General features: G+C 68.8%; 20 protein-coding genes. 3 read left to right on the top strand and 17 right to left on the bottom strand.

Annotation, left to right across the window (positions count from 1 at the left end; translation table 11 throughout):
- Positions 1-580: class I SAM-dependent methyltransferase (locus V6M46_RS00430; RefSeq protein ID WP_332661706.1), on the bottom strand; the 580-nt coding region annotated here is incomplete at its 3' end.
- A gap of 3 nt (positions 581-583) precedes the next feature.
- Positions 584-1,285, bottom strand: a complete 702-nt coding sequence (locus tag V6M46_RS00425; protein ID WP_332661705.1) for a winged helix-turn-helix transcriptional regulator — start codon at positions 1,283-1,285, stop codon at positions 584-586.
- Positions 1,286-1,419: 134 nt separating this feature from the next.
- Between V6M46_RS00425 and V6M46_RS00420 the strand changes: the two genes are divergently transcribed.
- The gene (locus V6M46_RS00420) at positions 1,420-2,277 is read left to right on the top strand and encodes a class I SAM-dependent methyltransferase (RefSeq protein WP_332661704.1); all 858 of its coding nucleotides are present in this window, start codon (positions 1,420-1,422) and stop codon (positions 2,275-2,277) included.
- 23 nt (positions 2,278-2,300) lie between these two features.
- Here V6M46_RS00420 and argH read toward each other — a convergent pair whose 3' ends face one another.
- The 8 genes from argH to argG all read right to left on the bottom strand — a co-directional run bounded on the left by argH (position 2,301) and on the right by argG (position 11,193).
- Positions 2,301-3,722: an argininosuccinate lyase gene (gene argH / locus V6M46_RS00415; protein ID WP_332661703.1), complete on the bottom strand. Its 1,422-nt coding sequence runs from the start codon at positions 3,720-3,722 to the stop codon at positions 2,301-2,303.
- Positions 3,719-4,270 carry an arginine repressor gene (locus tag V6M46_RS00410; RefSeq protein WP_332661702.1) on the bottom strand — a complete coding sequence of 184 codons (552 nt, stop codon included), beginning with the start codon at positions 4,268-4,270 and terminating at the stop codon, positions 3,719-3,721. The genes argH and V6M46_RS00410 overlap by 4 nt, the downstream gene beginning before the upstream one ends.
- A 1-nt stretch (position 4,271) precedes the next feature.
- Positions 4,272-5,207 (bottom strand): ornithine carbamoyltransferase, encoded by a 936-nt coding sequence (gene argF, locus V6M46_RS00405; protein WP_332661701.1) that lies wholly within the window; start codon positions 5,205-5,207, stop codon positions 4,272-4,274.
- A gap of 79 nt (positions 5,208-5,286) precedes the next feature.
- Positions 5,287-6,456, bottom strand: a complete 1,170-nt coding sequence (locus V6M46_RS00400) for an acetylornithine transaminase (protein WP_332661700.1) — start codon at positions 6,454-6,456, stop codon at positions 5,287-5,289.
- Positions 6,453-7,454, bottom strand: coding sequence for an acetylglutamate kinase (gene argB / locus V6M46_RS00395; protein ID WP_332661699.1), 1,002 nt, complete (start codon positions 7,452-7,454; stop codon positions 6,453-6,455). The genes V6M46_RS00400 and argB overlap by 4 nt, the downstream gene beginning before the upstream one ends.
- Positions 7,451-8,602 (bottom strand): bifunctional glutamate N-acetyltransferase/amino-acid acetyltransferase ArgJ, encoded by a 1,152-nt coding sequence (gene argJ, locus V6M46_RS00390; protein ID WP_332661698.1) that lies wholly within the window; start codon positions 8,600-8,602, stop codon positions 7,451-7,453. Before argJ ends, argB begins: the two co-directional genes overlap by 4 nt.
- A gap of 85 nt (positions 8,603-8,687) precedes the next feature.
- Positions 8,688-9,719: an N-acetyl-gamma-glutamyl-phosphate reductase gene (gene argC / locus V6M46_RS00385; RefSeq protein WP_332661697.1), complete on the bottom strand. Its 1,032-nt coding sequence runs from the start codon at positions 9,717-9,719 to the stop codon at positions 8,688-8,690.
- Positions 9,720-9,759: 40 nt separating this feature from the next.
- The gene (argG, locus tag V6M46_RS00380; RefSeq protein WP_332661696.1) at positions 9,760-11,193 is read right to left on the bottom strand and encodes an argininosuccinate synthase; all 1,434 of its coding nucleotides are present in this window, start codon (positions 11,191-11,193) and stop codon (positions 9,760-9,762) included.
- Between the two features lie 97 nt (positions 11,194-11,290).
- On the opposite strand from argG, the gene V6M46_RS00375 reads away from it, so the two are divergent.
- Positions 11,291-13,102 carry a DUF2207 domain-containing protein gene (locus tag V6M46_RS00375; RefSeq protein WP_332661695.1) on the top strand — a complete coding sequence of 604 codons (1,812 nt, stop codon included), beginning with the start codon at positions 11,291-11,293 and terminating at the stop codon, positions 13,100-13,102.
- 36 nt (positions 13,103-13,138) lie between these two features.
- Positions 13,139-13,693, top strand: a complete 555-nt coding sequence (locus V6M46_RS00370; RefSeq protein WP_332661694.1) for a LemA family protein — start codon at positions 13,139-13,141, stop codon at positions 13,691-13,693.
- Between the two features lie 149 nt (positions 13,694-13,842).
- Here the strand turns inward: V6M46_RS00370 and pheT are convergent, their stop codons facing one another.
- From pheT to infC, 7 genes are all read right to left on the bottom strand, one after another.
- A complete protein-coding gene (gene pheT, locus V6M46_RS00365) occupies positions 13,843-16,335 on the bottom strand; it encodes a phenylalanine--tRNA ligase subunit beta (protein WP_332661693.1) in 2,493 nt (830 codons plus the stop codon).
- Positions 16,332-17,435, bottom strand: a complete 1,104-nt coding sequence (gene pheS, locus V6M46_RS00360; RefSeq protein ID WP_332661692.1) for a phenylalanine--tRNA ligase subunit alpha — start codon at positions 17,433-17,435, stop codon at positions 16,332-16,334. Before pheS ends, pheT begins: the two co-directional genes overlap by 4 nt.
- Positions 17,436-17,506: 71 nt before the next feature.
- Positions 17,507-18,547, bottom strand: coding sequence for a sensor histidine kinase (locus V6M46_RS00355; protein ID WP_332661691.1), 1,041 nt, complete (start codon positions 18,545-18,547; stop codon positions 17,507-17,509).
- Between the two features lie 54 nt (positions 18,548-18,601).
- Positions 18,602-19,372, bottom strand: coding sequence for a TrmH family RNA methyltransferase (locus V6M46_RS00350; RefSeq protein WP_442880424.1), 771 nt, complete (start codon positions 19,370-19,372; stop codon positions 18,602-18,604).
- Positions 19,373-19,449: 77 nt separating this feature from the next.
- Positions 19,450-19,842, bottom strand: a complete 393-nt coding sequence (rplT, locus tag V6M46_RS00345; RefSeq protein WP_332661689.1) for a 50S ribosomal protein L20 — start codon at positions 19,840-19,842, stop codon at positions 19,450-19,452.
- Positions 19,843-19,889: 47 nt separating this feature from the next.
- On the bottom strand, positions 19,890-20,084 hold the full coding sequence (gene rpmI / locus V6M46_RS00340; RefSeq protein ID WP_056396946.1) for a 50S ribosomal protein L35: 195 nt from the start codon (positions 20,082-20,084) through the stop codon (positions 19,890-19,892).
- Positions 20,084-20,836, bottom strand: a complete 753-nt coding sequence (gene infC, locus V6M46_RS00335; RefSeq protein ID WP_332661688.1) for a translation initiation factor IF-3 — start codon at positions 20,834-20,836, stop codon at positions 20,084-20,086. The genes rpmI and infC overlap by 1 nt, the downstream gene beginning before the upstream one ends.
- Positions 20,837-20,853 lie beyond the last annotated feature (17 nt).

The following is a 20,853-nucleotide window of genomic DNA, read 5'->3' as shown; positions in this document are numbered from 1 at the left end:
CGATCACGACGACGCCTGCCGGCGACATGTGCTTCTCGACGTTCATGAAGTCGCGCAGCGCGAACTCAGCGAGGTGCATGCCGTCGATGAACGCGAGATCGATGGGCACACCACCGAAGAACGCGACGGGGTCCGGCCGCGAGAAGAACTCATCGCTCGTCGTGCGGTGCAGCTGCACCTCGCAGGAGATCTCCTTGGTGATCGTGTAGGCCGGGTCGATCCCGATCGACTTGGTGCGCGACAGGGCAAGGCTCGATCCGGTGTGGACGCCGACCTCGAGATAGGTCCGTGGGTGCAGCTGCTGGTGGAGGGCGACCAGGAGCTGGTGACGCGACAGGGTCGGCTCCGGGAACTCGGCGAACGGGTCGGAGGGCACGTAGTTGCGCTTGCCTCCCTCGACGGCGCGCGGGACGTCAGGGCTCAGCCGGCGCGCGACGCCGCGGCGAGCCTTGCGCTCCCAACGCCGGACGGCCTCGGTGCCGCGCGGCCCGATCACCTTGCGCAGCGTGCGGCCGACCCTCGTGCGAAGTGCCACGGTCTCCCCCATGTCGGCGATCTCGGTCGGGACCACAGTAGCCACGGCTCAGGCCGGATCGGCTGTTCGGGCCTCACGGGCTCGAACCGCCGGCGCGAAGGGGCTCCACAGGAACCAGGTGGGGAACTCCCGCGTCATCCGCGGAACCCCCTCGAGGGTGACAGTGCCGGTTGCCCGGGCCTGGCGCAGCGTCGTCAGGCCCGAGAAGACCCTCATCAACTCCACCGGCTCCGTGCGCACGGTGACATCGGAATCGAAGCCGGGATGATCGGTGCAGACCGACGACTCGTACCGGTCGAGGAGCAGCCACAGCCGCAGCGGCTCTTCACCGCGGTAGTCGAACTCGATCACCACCCGCTGCGTCGGAAGGCGCTCCAGGTCGAGTCGCCGGGACATCCACCAGGTCAGCGTGACCGGGTCGACCTCACGAGGCTCCGGCTCGGAGAACATCCACTTCACGGCCCATTCGCCGAACGCCATGACGACGCCCTCGAGATCCCTCCCGGCGGGCGTCAGCTGGTACTCGTGACCCCGTCCCCCGGCGATCGGCACCCGGTCGAGGACGCCCTTGTGCTCGAGATGCCGGAGCCGCTGCATTAGCAGGGTGCGGGAGATGCCCGGCAGGCCACGGTCGATGTCGTTGAACCGGCGGCTTCCGAGCACGAGCTCGCGGACGATCAGGGGTGTCCACCTGTCCGCCAGCACGCTGCTCGCCAAGGCGACCGGGCAGTACTGCCCGTAGTCACGCATGAGCCAATCGTAGCCGCGTTCGACTGCAGGCCGGTACAGAATTCGTACTGGATAGGTGCAGATCCTGCACTGGGCCGCGCCCTGCTGACGGAGTGGACTCGGCATGAACCATTTCCGATCATCAGGAGCCACTCATGTCCATCACCTTCGATCCCGTCCAGTTCAAGAGCACCACCCTGGCCCAGTGGGAGGCCGCCGCGGATGCCTGGCACCGCTGGGGCCCGACGATCGAGTCCTGGCTCGGTTCGGCGACCGAGACGATGCTCGACGACGCCGGCGTCACGACCGGCAGTCGTGTCCTCGATGTCGCCGCCGGCGCAGGGGGTCAGACACTGGTCGCCGCGCGCCGCGCGGGTCCGACCGGCAAGGTCCTCGCCACCGACATCTCGCCGGCAATTCTCGAATGCGCCCGTCAAGCCGCACAGGACGCCGGACTGTCCAACATCACGACGCTGGTCGCAGACGGCGAGGACCTCTCGGCGGTCGAGGAGGGCGGCTACGACGTCGCCATCTCGAGAGTCGGGCTGATCTACTTCCCGGACCAGCAGACCGCCCTCGCCGAGATGTGCCGTGCGCTTCGACCGGGCGGTCGCATCTCGGCGGTCGTCTACTCGACGGCGGACCGCAACGCCTTCTTCTCCATCCCCGTCGGCATCATCCGGCAGCGAGCCGAGCTGCCCCCGCCCGCACCAGGGCAGCCGGGGCCGTTCAGCCTCGGCTCCCCCGGCGTCGCCGAGGAGGTCTTCGCCAAGGCCGGCCTGACGGACATCACGGTCACGACAGTGCCTTCGCCCGTACGGATGCAGAGCGCGGCCGAGTGCGTGCAGTTCGAACGCGAGTCGTTCGGTGCCTTGCACCAGATGCTGTCGGGCGTCGACGAGAGCGAGCGTGAGGACGTCTGGTCCGAGATCACCGAGCAGCTCAGCCAGTTCGAAGGGCCCGACGGGTTCGAGGGACCGTGCGAGATGCTCGTCGTGACCGGCACGCGTTAGCCGGGCGGACCGGCGCCCGTACGTCAGTCGGTGAGCCGCGAGCGCAGCTCGGCGAGCTGCTCGGCCACTCGTACGGGCGCGGTCCCCCCGCGGGAGTCGCGCGATGCCAGCGATCCCTCGACCGTGAGAACCTCACGGACCTGCGGCGTCAACGCCGGCGAGATCGCCGCGAAGTCGTCGTCGGTGAGGTCCCACAGCTCGATGCCGCGCTGCTCGCACGCCTGGACGCACGCGCCGGAGAGCTCGTGCGCGTCGCGGAACGGCACCCCCTGGCGTACGAGCCACTCGGCGATGTCGGTCGCCAGCGCGAAGCCCTGCGGTGCCAGCGACTCCAGGCGCTCGGTGTCGAACGTCAGGGTTGCGATCATCCCGGTGAATGCCGGCAGCAGGACCTCGAGCGTGTCGATCGAGTCGAACACCGGCTCCTTGTCCTCCTGGAGGTCACGGTTGTAGGCCAGTGGCAGCGCCTTGAGCGTCGCGAGCAGGCCGGCGAGGTTGCCGATCAGCCGCCCCGACTTGCCCCGCGCGAGCTCGGCGATGTCGGGGTTCTTCTTCTGCGGCATGATGCTCGAGCCCGTGGAGTAGCCGTCGTGCAGCGTGACGAAGCCGAACTCCTTGGTGTTCCAGAGGATGATCTCCTCGGCCAGGCGGGACACGTCGATGCCGATCTGCGCCGTCACGAACGCGAACTCGGCGACGAAGTCGCGAGCCGCGGTGCCGTCGATCGAGTTGGCGGTGGACCCGCTGAACCCGAGGTCTGCGGCGACCTTCTCGGGATCGAGGCCGAGCGACGATCCGGCCAGGGCCCCGGAGCCGTACGGCGAGTCGGCCCCGACGCGGGCGTCCCAGTCGGTGAGCCGGTCGAGGTCGCGGACCAGGGGCCAGGCGTGGGCGAGCAGGTGGTGCGAGAGCAGCACCGGCTGGGCGTGCTGGAGGTGCGTACGCCCGGGCATCGCCACGCCCATGTGGTGCTCGGCCTGCGTCGCCAAGGCCTCGACGAGGTCGCGCACGAGGCGGCTGATCGCCTTGCCGTGGTCACGCAGGTACATCTTGAAGAGGGTCGCGACCTGGTCGTTGCGGGACCGGCCGGCGCGCAGCCGCCCACCCAGCTCGGGACCGAGTCGTTCGAGCAGTCCACGCTCCAGCGCGGTGTGCACGTCCTCGTCCTCGGGCTGTGCCGTGAACGCGCCCGACTCGACGTCGGCGGCGAGGGCATCGATGCCGGCGATCAGCGCCGTCAGGTCGTCGCGGCTCAACAGTCCGGCGGCCTGCAGGACCATCGCGTGAGCGCGCGATCCGGCCAGGTCGTACGGCGCGAGCCGCCAGTCGAAGTGCGTCGACCTGGACAGCTCGACGAGCTCCGGCGAGGGGCCGGATGCGAAGCGACCGCCCCAGAGGCTCGTCCCTTCGGCAGGCTCAGGGATCTGGGACGGCGTCTCGGTCACGTGGATTCCTTCGGGGTGGATGCGGCCAGGTTCGTGAACTTGTCGGCGACGGCCTTGCCGCCTTCGGGGTCGCGGCAGATCAGCATGACGGTGTCGTCGCCCGCGATCGTGCCGAGCAGCTCGTGCTGGGAGGCGTGGTCGATGGCCGAGGCGAGGTACTGCGCGGCACCCGGCGGCGTACGAAGAACCGCGAGGTTGGCTGAACCTTCGGCGCTGACCAACAGCTCGCGGAGGATACGGGCCAGCCGAGCGTGGGACGAGGCGCTGTCGGCAGCGGGGCGAGGCGTGCGGTCGCCGCCCTCGGCCGGCACGGCATAGACCAGGCCACCGTCGGGATGCCTGACGCGTACGGCGTCCAGCTCGACGAGGTCGCGGGAGATCGTCGACGGTGTCGCGTTGACTCCGCGCGACTCGAGCAGCTCGGCGAGATCGCCCTGCGAGCGTACGAGCTGGTGGCCCAGCAGCTCGACGATGAGCTGCTGGCGGGCCGCCTTGGTGGGCGGGACGGTCATGCCCTGACGCAGGACTTCCTCGCTGCGCTCGGTCATGTCACTCCCCCGCCTTGGCGAGGAGCCACACGAGCAGCGCCTTCTGGGCGTGCAGGCGGTTCTCCGCCTCGTCCCACACCACGCTCTGCGGTCCGTCGAGAACCTCGGACGAGATCTCCAGGCCGCGGTAGGCCGGCAGGCAGTGCAGCACGATGGCGTCCGGCGCAGCCTTCGCCAGGGACTCCGAGGTGATCGCGAAGTCGCCGAACAGCTCGAGACGGGCCTCTTTCTCGCTCTCCTGGCCCATCGAGATCCACGTGTCGGTGATGACGACGTCGGCGCCGGTGATCGCGGCCTCGGGGTCGTCGGTGACCGCGACAGAGCCGCCCGTCTGGAGCGCGATGATCTCGGACTCCGCGACGACCACCGGATCGGGCTGGTAGCCCGCCGGAGCGCCGATGCGTACGTGCATCCCGGCGGTGGCCCCGCCGAGCAGGTAGGAGTGGCCCATGTTGTTGGCGCCGTCACCGAGGTAGGCGACGGTCAGGCCGGCCAGGTGCCCCTTGTGCTCGATGACGGTCTGCCAGTCCGCGAGGATCTGGCACGGGTGGAACTCGTCGCTGAGCGCGTTGACGACCGGAACGCCGGCGTTGGCGGCCATCTCGTCGAGCCCGGACTGCGCGTAGGTACGCCAGACGATCGCGCTGGTCATGCGGCCAAGGACGCGCGCGGTGTCGGCAACCGACTCGCCGCGTGCGCCCTGCGTCGTGTCCTTGTCGATGATCAACGGGTTGCCGCCGAGGTCGGCGATGCCGACCGCGAACGAGACCCGCGTACGCGTGGAGGCCTTGTCGAACATCACGGCGACGGTCTGCGGGCCCGCGAGTGGCTTGCGGGCGTACGGATCGGCCTTGATCTCGGCGGCCAGGGCCAGAACCTCGGCCTGCTCGGCCGGGGAAAGGTCGTCGTCGCGCAGGAAGTGCCTCATGCCGCTCATGCCGTCACCTCCGTCGAAAACCCAATGTACGAAGGCGACGGCATGAACACAGCGTCATGGTTCGCTCGCTGGCGCTCGCTCATGCCGTCACCTCGTCGAGGATCTTCCGGAGCGTCGCCACCGCACCCTCGGCCTGCTCAGGCGTGAGGATCAGCGGCGGCGCGAGGCGCAGCCGGTCCGGCGTGGCGTTGTTGATGATGAGGCCCGCAGCGAGGGCGGCCTTCTGCACCTCGGCGGCCACCGGCTCGGTGAGCACGATGCCGACCAGGAGCCCACGGCCCGTGGTCTCGGCGACCAGCGGGTGGTCGGCCAGGCCGTCGCGGAACACATCGCCGACCTTGAGCGCGTTGTCGAGCAGGCCGTCGGACTCGATCGTGCTGATGACCGCGAGCGCGGCCGCCGTGGCGACGGGATTGCCGCCGAACGTCGTGCCGTGATTGCCGGGCTGCAGCAGCGACCCGGCGTCGCCGAGTGCGATGCACGCACCGATCGGGATTCCGCCGCCGAGACCCTTGGCGACCGTGACCAGGTCGGGCACGATGCCGGACTCGGTGTGGGCGAACCAGGCGCCGGTGCGGCCGATGCCGGTCTGGACCTCGTCGAGCCACAACAGCGCCCCGTGCTTCGAGGTGATGTCGCGGGCGGCCCGGAGGTAGCCGTCAGGCGGCATGACGACGCCGGCCTCACCCTGGATCGGCTCCAGCAGGACCGCCGCGACGGTGTCGTCCACGGCGTCCTCGAGCGCGGCGGTGTCGCCGTACGGCACCCAGCTGACGTCGCCGGGCAGCGGCTCGAACGGCGCGCGGTAGGCCTCCTTGGAGGTCAGCGCCAGCGCGCCCATCGTTCGGCCGTGGAACGATCCCTCGGCAACGACGATGCGCGTACGCCCCGTGCGCCGAGTCGCCTTGAACGCCGCCTCGTTGGCCTCGGTGCCGGAGTTGGTGAAGAAGACCCGGCCTTCGTGGCCGATCAGGTCCAGCAGCTTCTCGGCGAGCTGGATCTGCGGCTTGGAGGTGAAGAAGTTGGAGATGTGGCCCAGCGTGCCGAGCTGCTGCGTGACGGCATCGAGGATCGCCGGGTGACCGTGGCCCAGCGCGTTGACGGCGATGCCGCCGAGCAGGTCGAGGTACTTCGTGCCGTCGGCGTCCCAGACGTACGCGCCCTCACCGCGGACGAGCACGCCCTGCGGCGTCCCGAACGTGTTCATGACCGCGCCTTGGTAGCGCTCGGTCCAGTCCTCGACGGTCATGCCTTCTCTCCCTTGGTGTCGCCCTTGGCGTCCTTCTTGACGCTCGTGGCGTAGAGCGCCGTACGGATGCGCGTCTCGGCGCCGGGTACGACCTGGGTGCCGACGCCCTCGTCGGTGAAGATCTCGAGGAGCACCGCGTGGGGCTCGCGGCCGTCGATCACCGTCGCGCGGCGCACGCCTTGCTGGACCGCCTTGAGGCACGCGGTCATCTTGGGGATCATGCCGGTCGAGAGCTCGGGGATGATCTCGGCGAGCGACTCGGGGCTGATCTCGCCGATGACGTCGGAGCTGTTGGGCCAGTCGGCGTAGAGCCCCTCGACGTCGGTGAGCACCAGCAGCTTCTCGGCGTCGAGCGCGACGGCCAGCGCCGCAGCAGCGGTGTCGGCGTTGACGTTGTGGACCTGGCCGTCGGCATCGGGCGCGACGGTCGACACCACGGGGATGCGGCCGGCCTCGATCAGGTCCTGCACCGCTTCGGGGCGTACGCCCACGACCTCGCCGACCAGCCCGATGTCGGTCTCGACCCCGTCGATCACGGGCATGGTCTTCTCAGCGGTGAACAGGCCGCCGTCCTCGCCGGACAGGCCGACCGCGAGGTCGCCGTGCTGGTTGAGCAGGCCGACGAGCTCGCGGCCCACCTGGCCCGTGAGCACCATGCGGACGACATCCATGGTCTCCGGCGTCGTGACCCGCAGCCCGCCGCGGAACTCCGACTCGATGCCGAGCTTGTCGAGCATCGCGCTGATCTGCGGTCCGCCACCGTGCACCACGACGGGCTTGAAGCCCGCCATCCGCAGGAACACGATGTCCTCGGCGAACGCGTGCTTGAGCTTCTCGTCGGTCATGGCGTTGCCGCCGTACTTCACCACGACGACCTTGCCGTGGTACTTCTTCAGCCAGGGCAGCGCCTGCGCGAGCGTGGCGGCCTTGTCGGTCGCCTTCTTCCACTCCGCGGGCTCCCACTCTTCCAGGCCGGTGTCGTCTGTCGCTTCGCTCATGATGAGTACGCCGAGTTCTCGTGGACGTACGCCTGCGTGAGGTCGTTCGTCCAGATGGTGCCCGTCGCAGGGCCTGACTTGAGGTCGATCGTGACCGTGACCGCACGCTCGGAGAGGTCGATCGCGTCGGCCGACTCCCCCGGGCCGCTCTTGCGGCACACCCACACGCCGTTGAGGGCGACGTCGAGGTCGGCCGGGTCGAACGCCGCCTGCGTCGTGCCGACCGAGGCGAGGATGCGGCCCCAGTTGGGGTCCTTGCCGTAGATCGCGCACTTGAACAGGTTGCTGCGGGCGACCGAACGGCCCACCTCGAGGGCGTCGTCGACCGTGGCTGCGTTGACGACCTCGATCGCGATCTCGTGGTCGGCGCCCTCGGCGTCGGCGAGCAGCTGCATCGCGAGGTCCATGCACACCGTCGTGACGGCGTCGGTGAACTCCTCGACATCCGGTGCCACGCCTGACGCCCCGCTCGCCATCAGGAGGACGGTGTCGTTGGTTGACTGGCAGCCGTCGGAGTCGAGCCGGTCGAACGACTGCGCCGTCGCCGCGCGTAGGGCGGCATCGGCGGTCGCAGCATCGACGTCCGCGTCGGTCGTGATGACGACGAGCATCGTCGCCAGCGCGGGCGCCAGCATGCCGGCGCCCTTGGCCATGCCTCCGATCGTCCAGCCGTCGCCGTGGGCCACGGCTTCCTTGGACACCGAGTCGGTCGTCATGATCGCGGTCGCGGCTGCATGCCCGCCGTCGGGACTCAGCCCGTCGACCGCAGAGCGTACGCCCGACAGCAACGCGTCCCGGTCGTTGAGCAGGCCGATCAGCCCCGTCGAGCACACCTGGACGTCGATCGCCCCGGTGCCCAGCGCCTCGGCGACCAGTTCAGCGGTCTGGTGCGTCGTGGCGAAGCCCTCGGGGCCGGTGTAGCAGTTGGCTCCCCCGGAGTTGATCGCCACCGCGACGGCGGAGCCGCCCTTGATGGCTTCTTCGCTCCAGAGAACCGGGTTGGCCTTGCAGCGGTTGCTGGTGTAGACCGCGGCGGCTGCCTTGGACGGACCCGTGTTGACCACCACGGCGACATCGGGCTCGCCGGTCGACTTGAGCCCGGCGGGCACGCCTGCGGCAATGAATCCCTTGGCGGCAGTAACGCTCATGCCGGGGCCCCCGCGAAAGCGTGACCGCAGCTGGAGGTTCCGTGTTGTCCGCCGCTACGGGCGGTCACGGTTTCGTGGGGAAGGCTCATGGGGCGATTCCAATCGTGGTGAGGCCCGTCGTCTCAGGGAGACCGAGGGCGATGTTCATCGACTGGATCGCGCCGCCGGCGGTGCCCTTGGCGAGGTTGTCCATCGCACCGATCGCGATGACCTTGCCGGCCCGCGGGTCGAGCGTCGCCTGGACGTGGAGCATGTTGGCGCCCAGCACCGCCTTGGTCTGCGGCCAGTGGCCTTCGGGCAGCACATGGATGAACGGCTCGTCGGCGTACGCCTTGACGTATGCCGCGCGCACGTCCTCGGCGGTGACCCCGTCGAGGGCAGGTGCCGACACCGTCGCGAGGATGCCGCGCGACATCGGCGCCAGGATCGGCGTGAAGGACACCGTGGGACGCGTGCCGGAGACCAGCTCGAGGTTCTGCTCGATCTCGGGGGTGTGCCGATGCACGCCGCCGACGCCGTACGCGCTGGCCTGACCCATCATCTCCGAGCCGAGCAGGTGCGGCTTGAGCGCCTTGCCCGCACCGGAGGCGCCCGTGGGCGCGACCACCGTGATGTCCGCCGCGATGAGTCCGGCAGCGAGCGCCGGCATGATCGTCAGCGTCGACGCGGTCGGGAAGCAGCCGGGCACCGCGATGCGCTTGGCGCCGGCCAGCACATCGCGCTGACCAGGCAGCTCCGGCAGGCCGTACGGCCAGGTGCCGGCGTGATCGCCCCCGTAGAACGTCTCCCAGTCGTCGGCGCTCTGCAGGCGGAAGTCCGCACCGCAGTCGATGACGAGCGTGTCGTCCCCCAGCTGCGCCGCGATCGCGGCGGACGCGCCGTGCGGCAGCCCGAGGAACACGACGTCGTGCCCGGCGAGGATCTCGGCGGTCGTCGGCTCGAGCACCCGGTCGGCGAGGGGCACCAGGTGTGGCTGGTGCTCGCCCAGGGTGCTCCCGGCACTGGACGCTGCGGTGAGGGCGCCGATCTCGACATTCGGGTGCGCGAGCAGCGTGCGAAGGACCTCGCCGCCGACGTACCCGCTGGCGCCGGCGACGGCTGCGGTGATCGTGGTCATCTCTCCACCTTTGCAGAGTTGTCTTCGTGAACGTAATGCGTCAGTCGGCGCCGAGCTCCATGGCAGCCGCGTCGAGCGCCTGCTCCTCTTCGCTGTGGACGGCCGGGTTGGCCTCGATCCGCGTCGCGCCACCTGCAGGCAGGTCGCCGAACAGCGTGCCGTGCTCGACCAGCACCTGGCCCTGGTCGAGCGGCTGGGCGGCGTAGAGCTCGAGCATCGCGCGAGAGTCGGCGATGTCGAGGTTGCGCATCGTGAGCTGGCCGATGCGGTCCGTGGGGCCGAAGACGGCGTTCTCCGTACGTTCCATCGAGAGCTTCTCGGGGTGGTAGGAGAACGTCGAGCCCTGCGTGTCGAGGATCGAGTAGTCCTCACCCCGCCGCAGTCGCAGCGTCACGTCGCCGGTGACAACCGAGGCGATCCAGCGCTGGACCGACTCCCGCAGCATCATCGCCTGCGGGTCGAGCCACCGGCCCTCGTACATGAGCCGGCCGAGCCGGCGACCGTGCTGGTGGAAGTTGGCGATCGTGTCCTCGTTGTGGATCGCGTTGACGAGCCGCTCGTACGCGATGTGCAGCAGGGCCATGCCGGGCGCCTCGTAGATGCCCCGGCTCTTGGCCTCGATGATGCGGTTCTCGATCTGGTCGGACATGCCCAGGCCGTGGCGACCACCGATCGCGTTCGCCTCGTGGACGAGGGCCACCGGGTCGCCGTCGAACGTCGCGCCGTTGATCGCCACCGGCCGGCCGGCCTCGAAGGAGACCGTGACGTCCTCGGTCGCGATCTCGACCTCGGGGTCCCAGAACTTGACGCCCATGATCGGCTGGACGGCCTCGAGGGACGTGTCGAGGTGCTCGAGGATCTTCGCCTCGTGTGTCGCGCCCCAGATGTTGGCGTCGGTCGAGTAGGCCTTCTCCTGGCTGTCGCGGTAGGGAAGGTTGCGCTCGGTGAGCCACTGGCTCATCTCGTGGCGACCGCCCAGCTCGTGCACGAAGTCAGCGTCGAGCCACGGCTTGTAGATCCGCAGCTCGGGGTTCGCCAGCAGCCCGTACCGGTAGAACCGCTCGATGTCGTTGCCCTTGAACGTCGACCCGTCGCCCCAGATGTCGACCCCGTCCTCGTGCATCGCGCGTACGAGGAGGGTGCCGGTGACCGCCCGGCCGAGCGGCGTCGTGTTGAAGTACGTCCTGCCGGCCGACCGGATGTGGAATGCACCGCACGCCAGTGCCGCGAGTCCCTCCTCGACGAGTGGGCGCTTGCAGTCGATCGAGCGCGCCAGCTCGGCCCCGTACTGCATCGCGCGGCCGGGGATCCCGGAGATGTCGGGCTCGTCGTACTGGCCGATGTCGGCGGTGTACGTGCAAGGGATCGCGCCCTTGTCGCGCATCCAGGCGACGGCAACAGAGGTGTCGAGGCCGCCGGAGAAGGCAATTCCGACGCGTTCGCCCGTGGGCAGAGTGGTGAGGACTTTGGACATACCTCACATTCTTGCATACCTCTGCAAATTCTTGCATTCGGGGTCTGGTCATCGATTTCCAGCGGAGCGAGCGGTCCCCGCCCCTAGGATGCAAGCCATGCGGATCCTCCTGCGCGTGCTCGCGCTCGTCGTGACCGCTGTGGTGCTGTTCATCCCCGCCGTCGCTGCGCTGGTGCCGACCACCGAGACCGTGACGGGGCCCGATCCCGTTCGCATCTCTGACTACACCGCCAACTATGTCGTCACGTCGGACGGCGACCTCGTCGCGAGGGAACAGATCACTGCCGAGTTCCCCGGCGGCCGGCACGGGATCTTCCGCTTCTGGGACCTCACCGATCCGTCGGACAAGAACGTGCGCCTCATCCCCAGGGGCATCAAGGTCTCGCTCGACGGCGGCAGCGTGCCGTACGACCTGCAGTGGCAGAAGGGACGGAAGTTCAGGGTCGCGAAGATCGGCGACCCGGACTCGTTCGTCTCCCCGGGCAGGCACGTCTACACGATCACGTACCGGATCGACGGAGCCCTCGCGCCGAGCACGGCGGGGCCGGGGACGTTCGCGTCGTCGAGCTGGACCGACGAGCAGCCGGCCGCATCGGTGTTCTACTGGAACGTCGTCGCGCAGGGCTGGCAGATGGACATCGACAAGTCCACCGTCCACGTCACGCTGCCGGCAGCGTCGGGCAAGGTGCAGTGCACCTCGAGCTTCGACGGCACCGGCACCTGCGACATCAGCGGTGCCGGCACCGACCAGGTCACGATCAGGACCGGTCACCTGTCCCCCCGCACACCGGTGACCGTACGCATCGGGCTGCCGATCGAGACGCCCGATCGCGTCACCGTGCCATGGCCGGTCGCCGCCGACCGCGCCGTCGGCACGAGCACCAGCACCCTCGGTGTCGTCCTGGCGATCACCGCCGGGATGCTGGCGCTCGGCTATCTCCTCGACCGGCGCTCGCGGGAGGACGCTCCGGGACATCCGGTCATGTACGAGCCGCCGCCCGGGCTCGGACCCGTCCAGACGGCGTACGTCACGACCGAGAGCGTCCCCACACGTGGACTCGTGGCGACCTTGCTCTACCAGGCAGAGCAAGGTCTCACGACGCTGACCGACAACGGCGGCAAGTCGTGGACCATCACCGGCGTGGGCGACGCGGCGGCGTGGGCCAGGACCGACGACGTCACCCGATTCGTCGGCGAGGCGCTCGGCGTCACGCAGCCCGGCTCGCACTTCAAGTCCAGCCCGGACTCGGTGACCTCCGGCCAGAAGCTGCAGTCGGTGCGCAGCGCGTTGGCCGCACAGGCCAGCGCGTGGGCCGACGGCATCGGCGCGCAGCGAAGGGTCAGCTCCGAGTCGTTCGCACGGCTCGCCGTCGCCGCCGCGGCGCTGCTGTTCGTGGTCATGGCGATTTTCTTCCACCCGCCGGTCTCGATGTACCTGCTGCCGATCGCCGGGTTCGTCATCGGCGGCATCGGCCTCATGACACCGGGCGTCGGGCGCCGTCGTACGACGCTCGGTCGCGACCTGTGGTCGCGGGCCGGCGGCTTCAAGCGCCTGCTCTCGACCGACTCGGCTCAGGACCGCTTCGACTTCAGTGGCAAGAAGGACCTCTACACCGCCTTCATCCCGTACGCGGTCGCGTTCGACTGCGCCGATCGCTGGGCGCGCAAGTACGAGCTCGCGACGGGATCCGAGGCACCCGTACCCGCCTGGTACGGCGGTGGGTCGACCTCGTCCACGAGTCACGGCTTCTTCGGCAGCAACGACGCCTTCTCCGGATTCGAATCCTCGCTGGCCTCCTCGATCAGCGCTTACTCCGCCACGCAGTCCTCGTCATCCTCAGGTGGTGGCGGGGGCGGAGGTGGTGGCGGCGGTGGCGGTGGCGGTGGCGGCGGTGGCGGTTCCTGGTAGCCCTGCACGACTCACTTCACTCAACGAGGAGAACTCATGCTCTGGATCATCCTGGCGATCATCGCCGCTCTGGCCCTGTTCACCGTGTACGCCTTCAACCGCCTCCGGCGCGTCGACATCGGCGCACAGGAGGCACTCGGCGGGATCGACGTCCAGCTGACGCGCCGCGCCGACCTCATCCCCAACCTGGTCAACACCGTCAAGGGCTACGCGCAGCACGAGAAGGGCGTCTTCGAGGCGGTCACCGAGGCACGCGCCGGCGCTGCCGCGGCCGCCAAGAGTGGATCCGTCCAGGAGAAGGCCGAGGCCCAGGCGAAACTCGACAAGGCGATCATCGACGTCCTCGCGGTCGCCGAGGCATATCCCGACCTCAAGGCATCGGCGAACTTCCAGTCGCTGCAGGGCGAGCTCGCCGACACCGAGAACAAGATCTCTTTCGCCCGCCAGTACTACAACGACGCCGTCGCGAAGCTCAACGGCCTGGTGCGCACGATCCCCTGGCTGCTGTTCACCGGTATCGCCGGCGTCCACGCTCGCGAGTTCTACGACGCCCCCGAGGGTCAGGCGACCCCGCCGACCGTCACCTTCTGACCCTGAGGTTGACGGCTTCCGCGAGCTCGGTGACGAGAGGGTTGTCGCCCACTGACGAGAGGGTTGTGGCCCACTGACGAGAGGGTTGTGGTCATGCCCCGCAGCCGAACCCTCTCCTCAGCGGACGGGAACCCTCTCCTCAGCGAGGGTCAGGTGCGGAGGGTGGCGCCGAGTGATCCGGCGGCCGTGACGGCGGCCTCGCGCGCAGCCTTGATCTCGTCATCGGTCAGGGTGCGGTCCGGAGCACGAAGTCGCAGCGCGAACGCAAGCGACTTCTTGCCATCGGGAACCTGGTCACCGGAGTAGACGTCGAACAGCCGCACGGACTCGATCAGCGAGCTCGCCCCTGACAGGACCTTCTGCACCGAGGCAGCCGGAACGTCCTCGTCGACGATCAGCGCGAGATCCTCCTTGGCGACCGGGAACGACGAGAAGTCCGGTCGCGGCCCGACCTCGGGCGACGCGTCGATCAACGCGTCGAGGTCGATCTCGGCGGCGGCCACGCGACCAGGCAGTCCGTACGCCTTGAGGACGCGCGGGTGGAGCTCACCGGCGTGTCCGATCGGTGAGCCGTCGAGCAGGATCGCGGCGCATCGACCGGGGTGCCACGGCATCACCTGCGCCTGCTGCACCTCGATGTCGACGTGGAGCTCCTCGGCGAGGTGCTGCACGATCGCGACCGCGTCGGCCCAGGTCGCCTGGCGTCCGGGACCGGCCCACCCCGTGCGTACGCGCTCGCCGCTCATGACGAGCCCGACGTGGTGGGGCTGGTCGGGCAGCGCCGCCGCGAAGGCAGCGATCTCCTCGTCCGTCGGACGGCGGTCGACGCCGTAGATCGGCGCCTCGGCCCCGTCGGCCTTCGGCAGGAAGACCCGGCCGGTCTCGGCGATGTGGACGTCGGCATGTCCGCGGCCGATGTTGAGCACCAGGCTCTTGAGCAAGCCGGTGAGCAGAGTCGTCGTCAGGCCCGGCTCCTCGGCGGACAACGGGTTCTCCAGCAGGACCTGGTGCCGTCGGATGTCGTCGCTGGGCAGCCCGAGCCGGTCGAAGTCGGCGCTCCCCGCGAACGGGAAGGTCTTGACCTCGACCAGACCGTCGCCGGCGAGGACGTTGCCGACCCGACGCCGCAGCTTCTGCGCGACCGTCAGGCCACGGCCCGCCGGTGCGGTCGGCAGGATCGAGGGCACCTTGTCGTAGCCGACGACCCGGAGCACCTCTTCGACGAGGTCGTTGGGGTCGTTGAGGTCGAACCGCCAGCTGGGCGGTGACGCGACCAGCGACTCGTGGTCCAACGCCACCTCGCACCCGTTGCCTTCGAGCGACTCCACGACCGTCGCTGCGTCGATGTCGACGCCGGACACCTGCGTCGGCAGGTGGACCGACATCGCGACCGGGGGTCGAGGCGTCGCCGTGCCCACGACCGTGAGCCCGTCCTGGATCGTGCCGCCGCCGAGCTCCGCGAGCAGGTCGGCAACGCGCTGTGTCGCGCGCGCGGGGAGCTCGGGGTCGACGCCGCGCTCGTAGCGCTTGGAGGCCTCGGACGGCAGCTTGTGCAGGCGTGCCGTGCGGGCGATCATCGGCGCCTTCCAGTGCGCCGCCTCGATGAGGATGTCGGTCGTCGTGGCCGAGAGCTCGGTCTCAGCACCGCCCATGACACCGGCCAGGCTGATGGGGCCACGATCGTCGGTCACCACGGTGTCATCGGTCGACAACGTACGCACGACACCGTCCAGCGTCGTGATCTTCTCGCCCTCGGTTGCCCACCGCACGACGATCGGACCCTGCAGGCTCGACAGGTCGAAGCCGTGGATCGGGTGGCCGATCTCGAGCATGACGTAGTTGGTGATGTCGACGGCCAGGGAGATCGAGCGCATGCCGGCCTGCTCGATGCGCTGCGCCATCCAGCTCGGTGTCGGACGAGTCGGGTCGAAGCCGGTGACGGCCCGGGCCGCGAAGACCGGGCACGCCTCAGAGTCCTCGACCGTGACGGGATAACCCTCCCCCGTGCCGGTCACCGCGATGTCGGCCGGATCGACGAATTCGAGCCCGTACGCCAGCGCGGTGTCGCGCGCGACGCCTCGCATCGACAACGCGTAACCACGATCGGGATTGACCTCGAGGTCGAGGACCTCGTCGCCCAGGCCGAGCAGCGCGATCGCGTCGTCTCCGGGGGCCGCCGACTCGGCATCGAGCACGATGATGCCGCTGGCATCGCCTGCCACGCCGAGCTCGGCGCTCGAGCAGATCATGCCGTCGGACACGTGCCCGTACGTCTTGCGGGCGGAGATCTCGCCACCGGGAATGAACTTTGCGAGCGCAGGCAGGACCGTACCGGGCAGCGAGACGACGACGAGATCGCCCTCGACGAAGTTGTGGGCGCCGCACACGATGCCGCGGCCGCCATCAGCGTCGTTGTGCTCCGGACCGACGTCGACGCGGCACCAGTTGATCGTCTTGCCGTTCTTCTGCGGCTCCTTGGCGATCGACAGCACCCGCCCGACGACGAGCGGACCGCTGATCCCGGACGAGATGATCTCCTCGAGCTTGAGGTCGAACTCGGTCAGTCGCGCCGCCAGCTGCTCCGTCGTCACGGAGTCGGGCAGGCTGACGAGCTCGCGCAACCAGGTGACAGGTACCTTCACAGCTCAACTCCGAACGGCTGGGTGAAACGGATGTCGCCGTCGAACAGGTCGCGCAGGTCCGCGATGTCGTAGCGGGACGTGATCGTACGGTCGATGCCGATGCCGAACGCGAAGCCCGAGTAGCGTTCGGGGTCGACGCCGCAGGCGATCAGCACTCGTGGATTGACCACGCCGCAGCCGCCCCACTCGACCCAGCCCTCGCCCTTACACGTACGACAGTCGGCGACGGCGTCCGGCTCGTTGTGGCAGACATAGCAGAGCAGGTCCATCTCGGCGCTCGGCTCGGTGAACGGGAAGTAGGACGGCCGGAAGCGTGTCGTCATGCCGTCGCCGTAGATCGCCTGGGCGAAGTGGTCGAGCGTGCCCTTGAGGTGGCCCATCGAGAGGCCCTCGTCGATCGCGAGGCCCTCGACCTGGTGGAACACCGGCGAGTGCGTCGCGTCGAGCTCATCCGTGCGGAAGACCCGCCCCGGGCACGCGATGTAGATGGGCGGCTTGCGCGTCAGCATCGTGCGCGCCTGCACGGGCGACGTGTGCGTACGCAGCACCATCGCGGCACGCTCAGGGGTGACCCAGAACGTGTCCTGCATCGTGCGCGCCGGGTGGTCCGGACCGAGGTTGAGCGCGTCGAAGTTGAGCCACTCGGCCTCGACCTCGGGACCCTCGGCGATCTCCCAGCCCATCGCGACGAAGATGTCGGCGATGTGCTCCGACAGGGTCGTGATCGGGTGACGCGCGCCGACGGGCTGCACATCCCACGGCAACGTCACGTCGACTGCCTCAGTGACCAGGGCCCGCTCCTCCTCGGCCGCCTCGACCTCGGCGGTCTTGGCCGCAAGCGCCTGGTTGATCGCGCCCCGCGCCTGACCGACCCGCTGGCCGGCCTCCTTGCGGGCCTGCGGAGGCAACGCGCCGATCTCCCGGTTGGCCAACGCCAGCGGCGAACGGTCACCGACGTGGTCGATGCGCGCCTGCTTCAGGGCGTCGAGCGTGTCGGCAGCGGCGATCGCGGCAAGGGCCTCGTCGCGCATGCGCTCGACCTCATCGGCATGCAACGGAGTGACCTCCACGGGGTCGTACGAGGAATTGGGCGCGGACACGACAGACCTGACTTTCGATGGATCGGTTCCCGGACACGCCGGGACCACGCCAGTCTAGTGAGGTGCCCGAGTCAGTCGGTCATCGTGTCGGGCTCGTTGATCGGGAACCAGACCCGGATGAGGGCACCGCCACCCTCGGCGTCGTGGATGTCGATCCGGCCGCCGTGCTCCTCGACGATGCCGCGCACGATGTACATGCCGAGGCCGCTGCCCGCACCCGGGCCGGCTCGCCAGAAGCGACTGAACACGCGCTGGCGCATCTCTTCGGGGATTCCCGGGCCGTTGTCGTGCACCTCGAGCGAGACCCCGCCCTCGCCTCCGATCCGATGCGAGTTCTGCACGACGATCTCGCGCAGCCCGAACCCGTGGCGCATCGCGTTCTCGACCAGGTTCGTGACGACCTGCATGATGCGGTCGCTGTCGCCCCAGATCAGGTCGAGGTCGTCGCCGATGCTGATCTCGAACGGCTCGGTGGCACCGCCCGACACATTCCTGAGGACGTGCCGGACGATCTCGTCGAGCTTGACCGGCCCGCGCCTGAGGGTCAGCCGGCCGGCATCGATGCGCGCGGCGTCGAGCAGCTCGGTGATGAGCCGGCTCAGGCGATCGGCGTCGGCGTCGACGGTCTCGAGCATGAACTGGCGCTGCTCCTCGGAGAACTTGTCCCACTTGGTGAGCAGCGTCGAGGTGAATCCCTTGATGCCGGTCAGCGGCGACCGGAGCTCGTGAGCCACCGTCGCGACGAGGTCGGACCGCTCGCGGTCACGCTGGTTGCGGATGCGGGCGTTGCGGACGCTCACGACGACGCGGCGGACCGGGCCGGCCGGGCGGTCACGCACCAGCGACGCGGTGATGAGGTACTCACTGCCCTTGGGCGACCACCACGCCTGCTCGGAGATCCGCTTACGTGTCGCGATGCCGTCGTAGGGCCGCGTGGTGTCGTACCAGGAGTTGCCGTTGAGGTCGTCGAACGGAACGGCATCGTTGAGGTGCATGCCGATCATCTCGTCGCCCTCGGCGCGTGCCATGACGCGGATGCGCTGGTTGACGTAGAGAACCCTCGCGTCGGGACCGGCGATGATCACGCCGTCCGGGAAGTCGTCAAGGTCCATGAAGCCTGAATCTAGTACCAAAGGACTACACGACACGACTAACCGTGCCAACTTTCAACCAGTCGCGCGAGCTCGCGCTGAGGCGTAGAGACACACCGCGGCAGCCGTTGCCAGGTTGAGACTCTCTGCCCGGCCGTAGATCGGCACCGCGACGACATGGTCGGCCATCGCGCGCGTCTCGGCCGGCAGGCCCCACGCCTCGTTGCCCATGAGCCACGCCGTCGGTCGTGAGAGGTCGAGCTCGTCGTCGAACAGGCTCACGTCTCCCCCGCCGTCGGCAGCGAGCACCTGCAGGCCGAGACCCTGCAGGCGGCTCAGCGTCCCCGGTATGTCCCGCAGTGTCACGACTGGGAGGTGGAAGATGCTGCCGACGGTCGCGCGTACGGACTTGGGGTTGTAGGGGTCGACGCTGTCGCCGACGAACACGACGCCCTGCGCGCCGGCGGCGTCGGCGCACCGGATGACGGCACCGGCGTTGCCGGGGTCGCGGATGTCGGCGCAGACCACGAGGAACGTCGGGGTGGCGGCCAGCAACGAGTCGAGCGAGGCGTCGGGGATCAAGCACCGCGCGACGACTCCCTGCGGCTGGATCGTGTCGGCGATCGACTCGACGACGTCGTCGGTCACGACATGCCACGGGACGCCTGCAGTCCGGGCCGCGTCCAGCAGGTCGGCGTGCTGCGCCGTCCCCGCCTCGGTCGCGAAGACCTCGACCGTCGCCCCCGGTGTGGCCAGCGCCTCGCGTACGGCCTGAGGGCCTTCGGCGAGGAACTCCCCGGTCTCGGCCCGGAATGCACGAGTGGCGAGTCGCCGGGTGTGCTTCACACGTCCTGAGCGGACGGTGAGCTCACCGGGCGGACTCGCCACTACGTTTCTGAATTCAGCTCGGCCGGTTGCCGCGGTCAGGCCGCGGCGCCGTCCTTGGGTGCGTTGACGTCAGCCGGAAGGTTGTCCTTCGCGGTCTGGACGAGCGCGGAGAACGCGGCCGGCTCGTTGACGGCCAGCTCGGCCAGGATCTTGCGATCGACCTCGACACCTGCGGCCTTGAGGCCCTGGATGAAGCGGTTGTAGGTCATGCCCTCGGCGCGGACGGCAGCGTTGATGCGCTGGATCCACAGACGACGGAAGTCGCCCTTGCGCGCCTTGCGGTCACGGTAGCTGTAGACCAGCGAGTGGGTGACCTGCTCCTTGGCCTTGCGGTAGAGCCGCGAACGCTGACCGCGGTAGCCCGCAGCGCGCTCCAATGTCTGGCGGCGCTTCTTCTGTGCGTTGACAGAGCGCTTGACGCGTGCCATCTCAGTTCTCCTTCAAGTTTTTCGGTATGTCGGGGGTGCGTCTGCGGTCAGAGACCGAGCATCTTCTTCACGCGCTTGACGTCAGCCTTGGCCACGTCGGTCGTACCTTCGAGGCGGCGCTTGCGCGAGGAGGACTTGACCTCGAGCAGGTGGCGACGGTTGGTCTGCTCCCGGCGCAGCTTGCCGCTGCCGGTGACCTTCACGCGCTTCTTCATCCCCGAGTGGGGCTTGAACTTCGGCATTATGCCTCCATGTCTGGGTCGAGGTTCTCAGAACGCCGACGTGGCTTCTTGGGTGTTGCGGTCTTCTGGACGGCCTCGCGATGGGCCTTCACCTCGGCGGCTTCGGCATCCTTCTCTGCGGCCTTGGCTGCCGTGGTCTTGACCTTCTCGGCCTTGACCTCGGCCTGGGCTTCGGACTTCTTCTTGTGCGGGCCGAGCACCATCGTCATGTTGCGGCCGTCCTGACGGGCGTTGGACTCGATGAATCCGAGGTCCTCGACGTCAGCGGCGAGGCGCTGGAGCAGCCGGTAGCCCAGCTCTGGGCGGTGCTGCTCGCGTCCGCGGAACATGATGGTGATCTTGACCTTGTCGCCGGCCTTGAGGAATCGGACGACGTGACCCTTTTTGGTGTCGTAGTCGTGCTGGTCGATCTTCGGACGCAACTTCATCTCTTTGATGATGGTGTTGGTCTGGTTGCGGCGGGACTCGCGTGCCTTCTGGGCGGTCTCGTACTTGAACTTGCCGTAGTCCATGAGACGGCAGACGGGCGGGCGAGCGGTCGGGGCCACCTCGACAAGATCGAGATCAGCTTCCGCTGCCAGTCGCAGGGCATCTTCGATACGGACGATGCCCACCTGTTCACCGCCAGGACCGACGAGGCGTACTTCGGGAACGCGGATTCGGTCGTTGACGCGCAGCTCTGTGGTGATGGATCCTCCTGAGATCGTGTGGGAGGCCAAGAAAAAATGGCCCCCGTACGAAACGGAAGCCACCAGTGGCGTATTCCCGC

Origin of the sequence: Aeromicrobium sp. (assembly GCF_036676885.1) — a bacterium.
Lineage (GTDB): Bacteria > Actinomycetota > Actinomycetes > Propionibacteriales > Nocardioidaceae > Aeromicrobium.
Note: the sequence above shows the minus strand (reverse complement) of the source record. Positions and strands in the feature narration are given on the sequence as shown.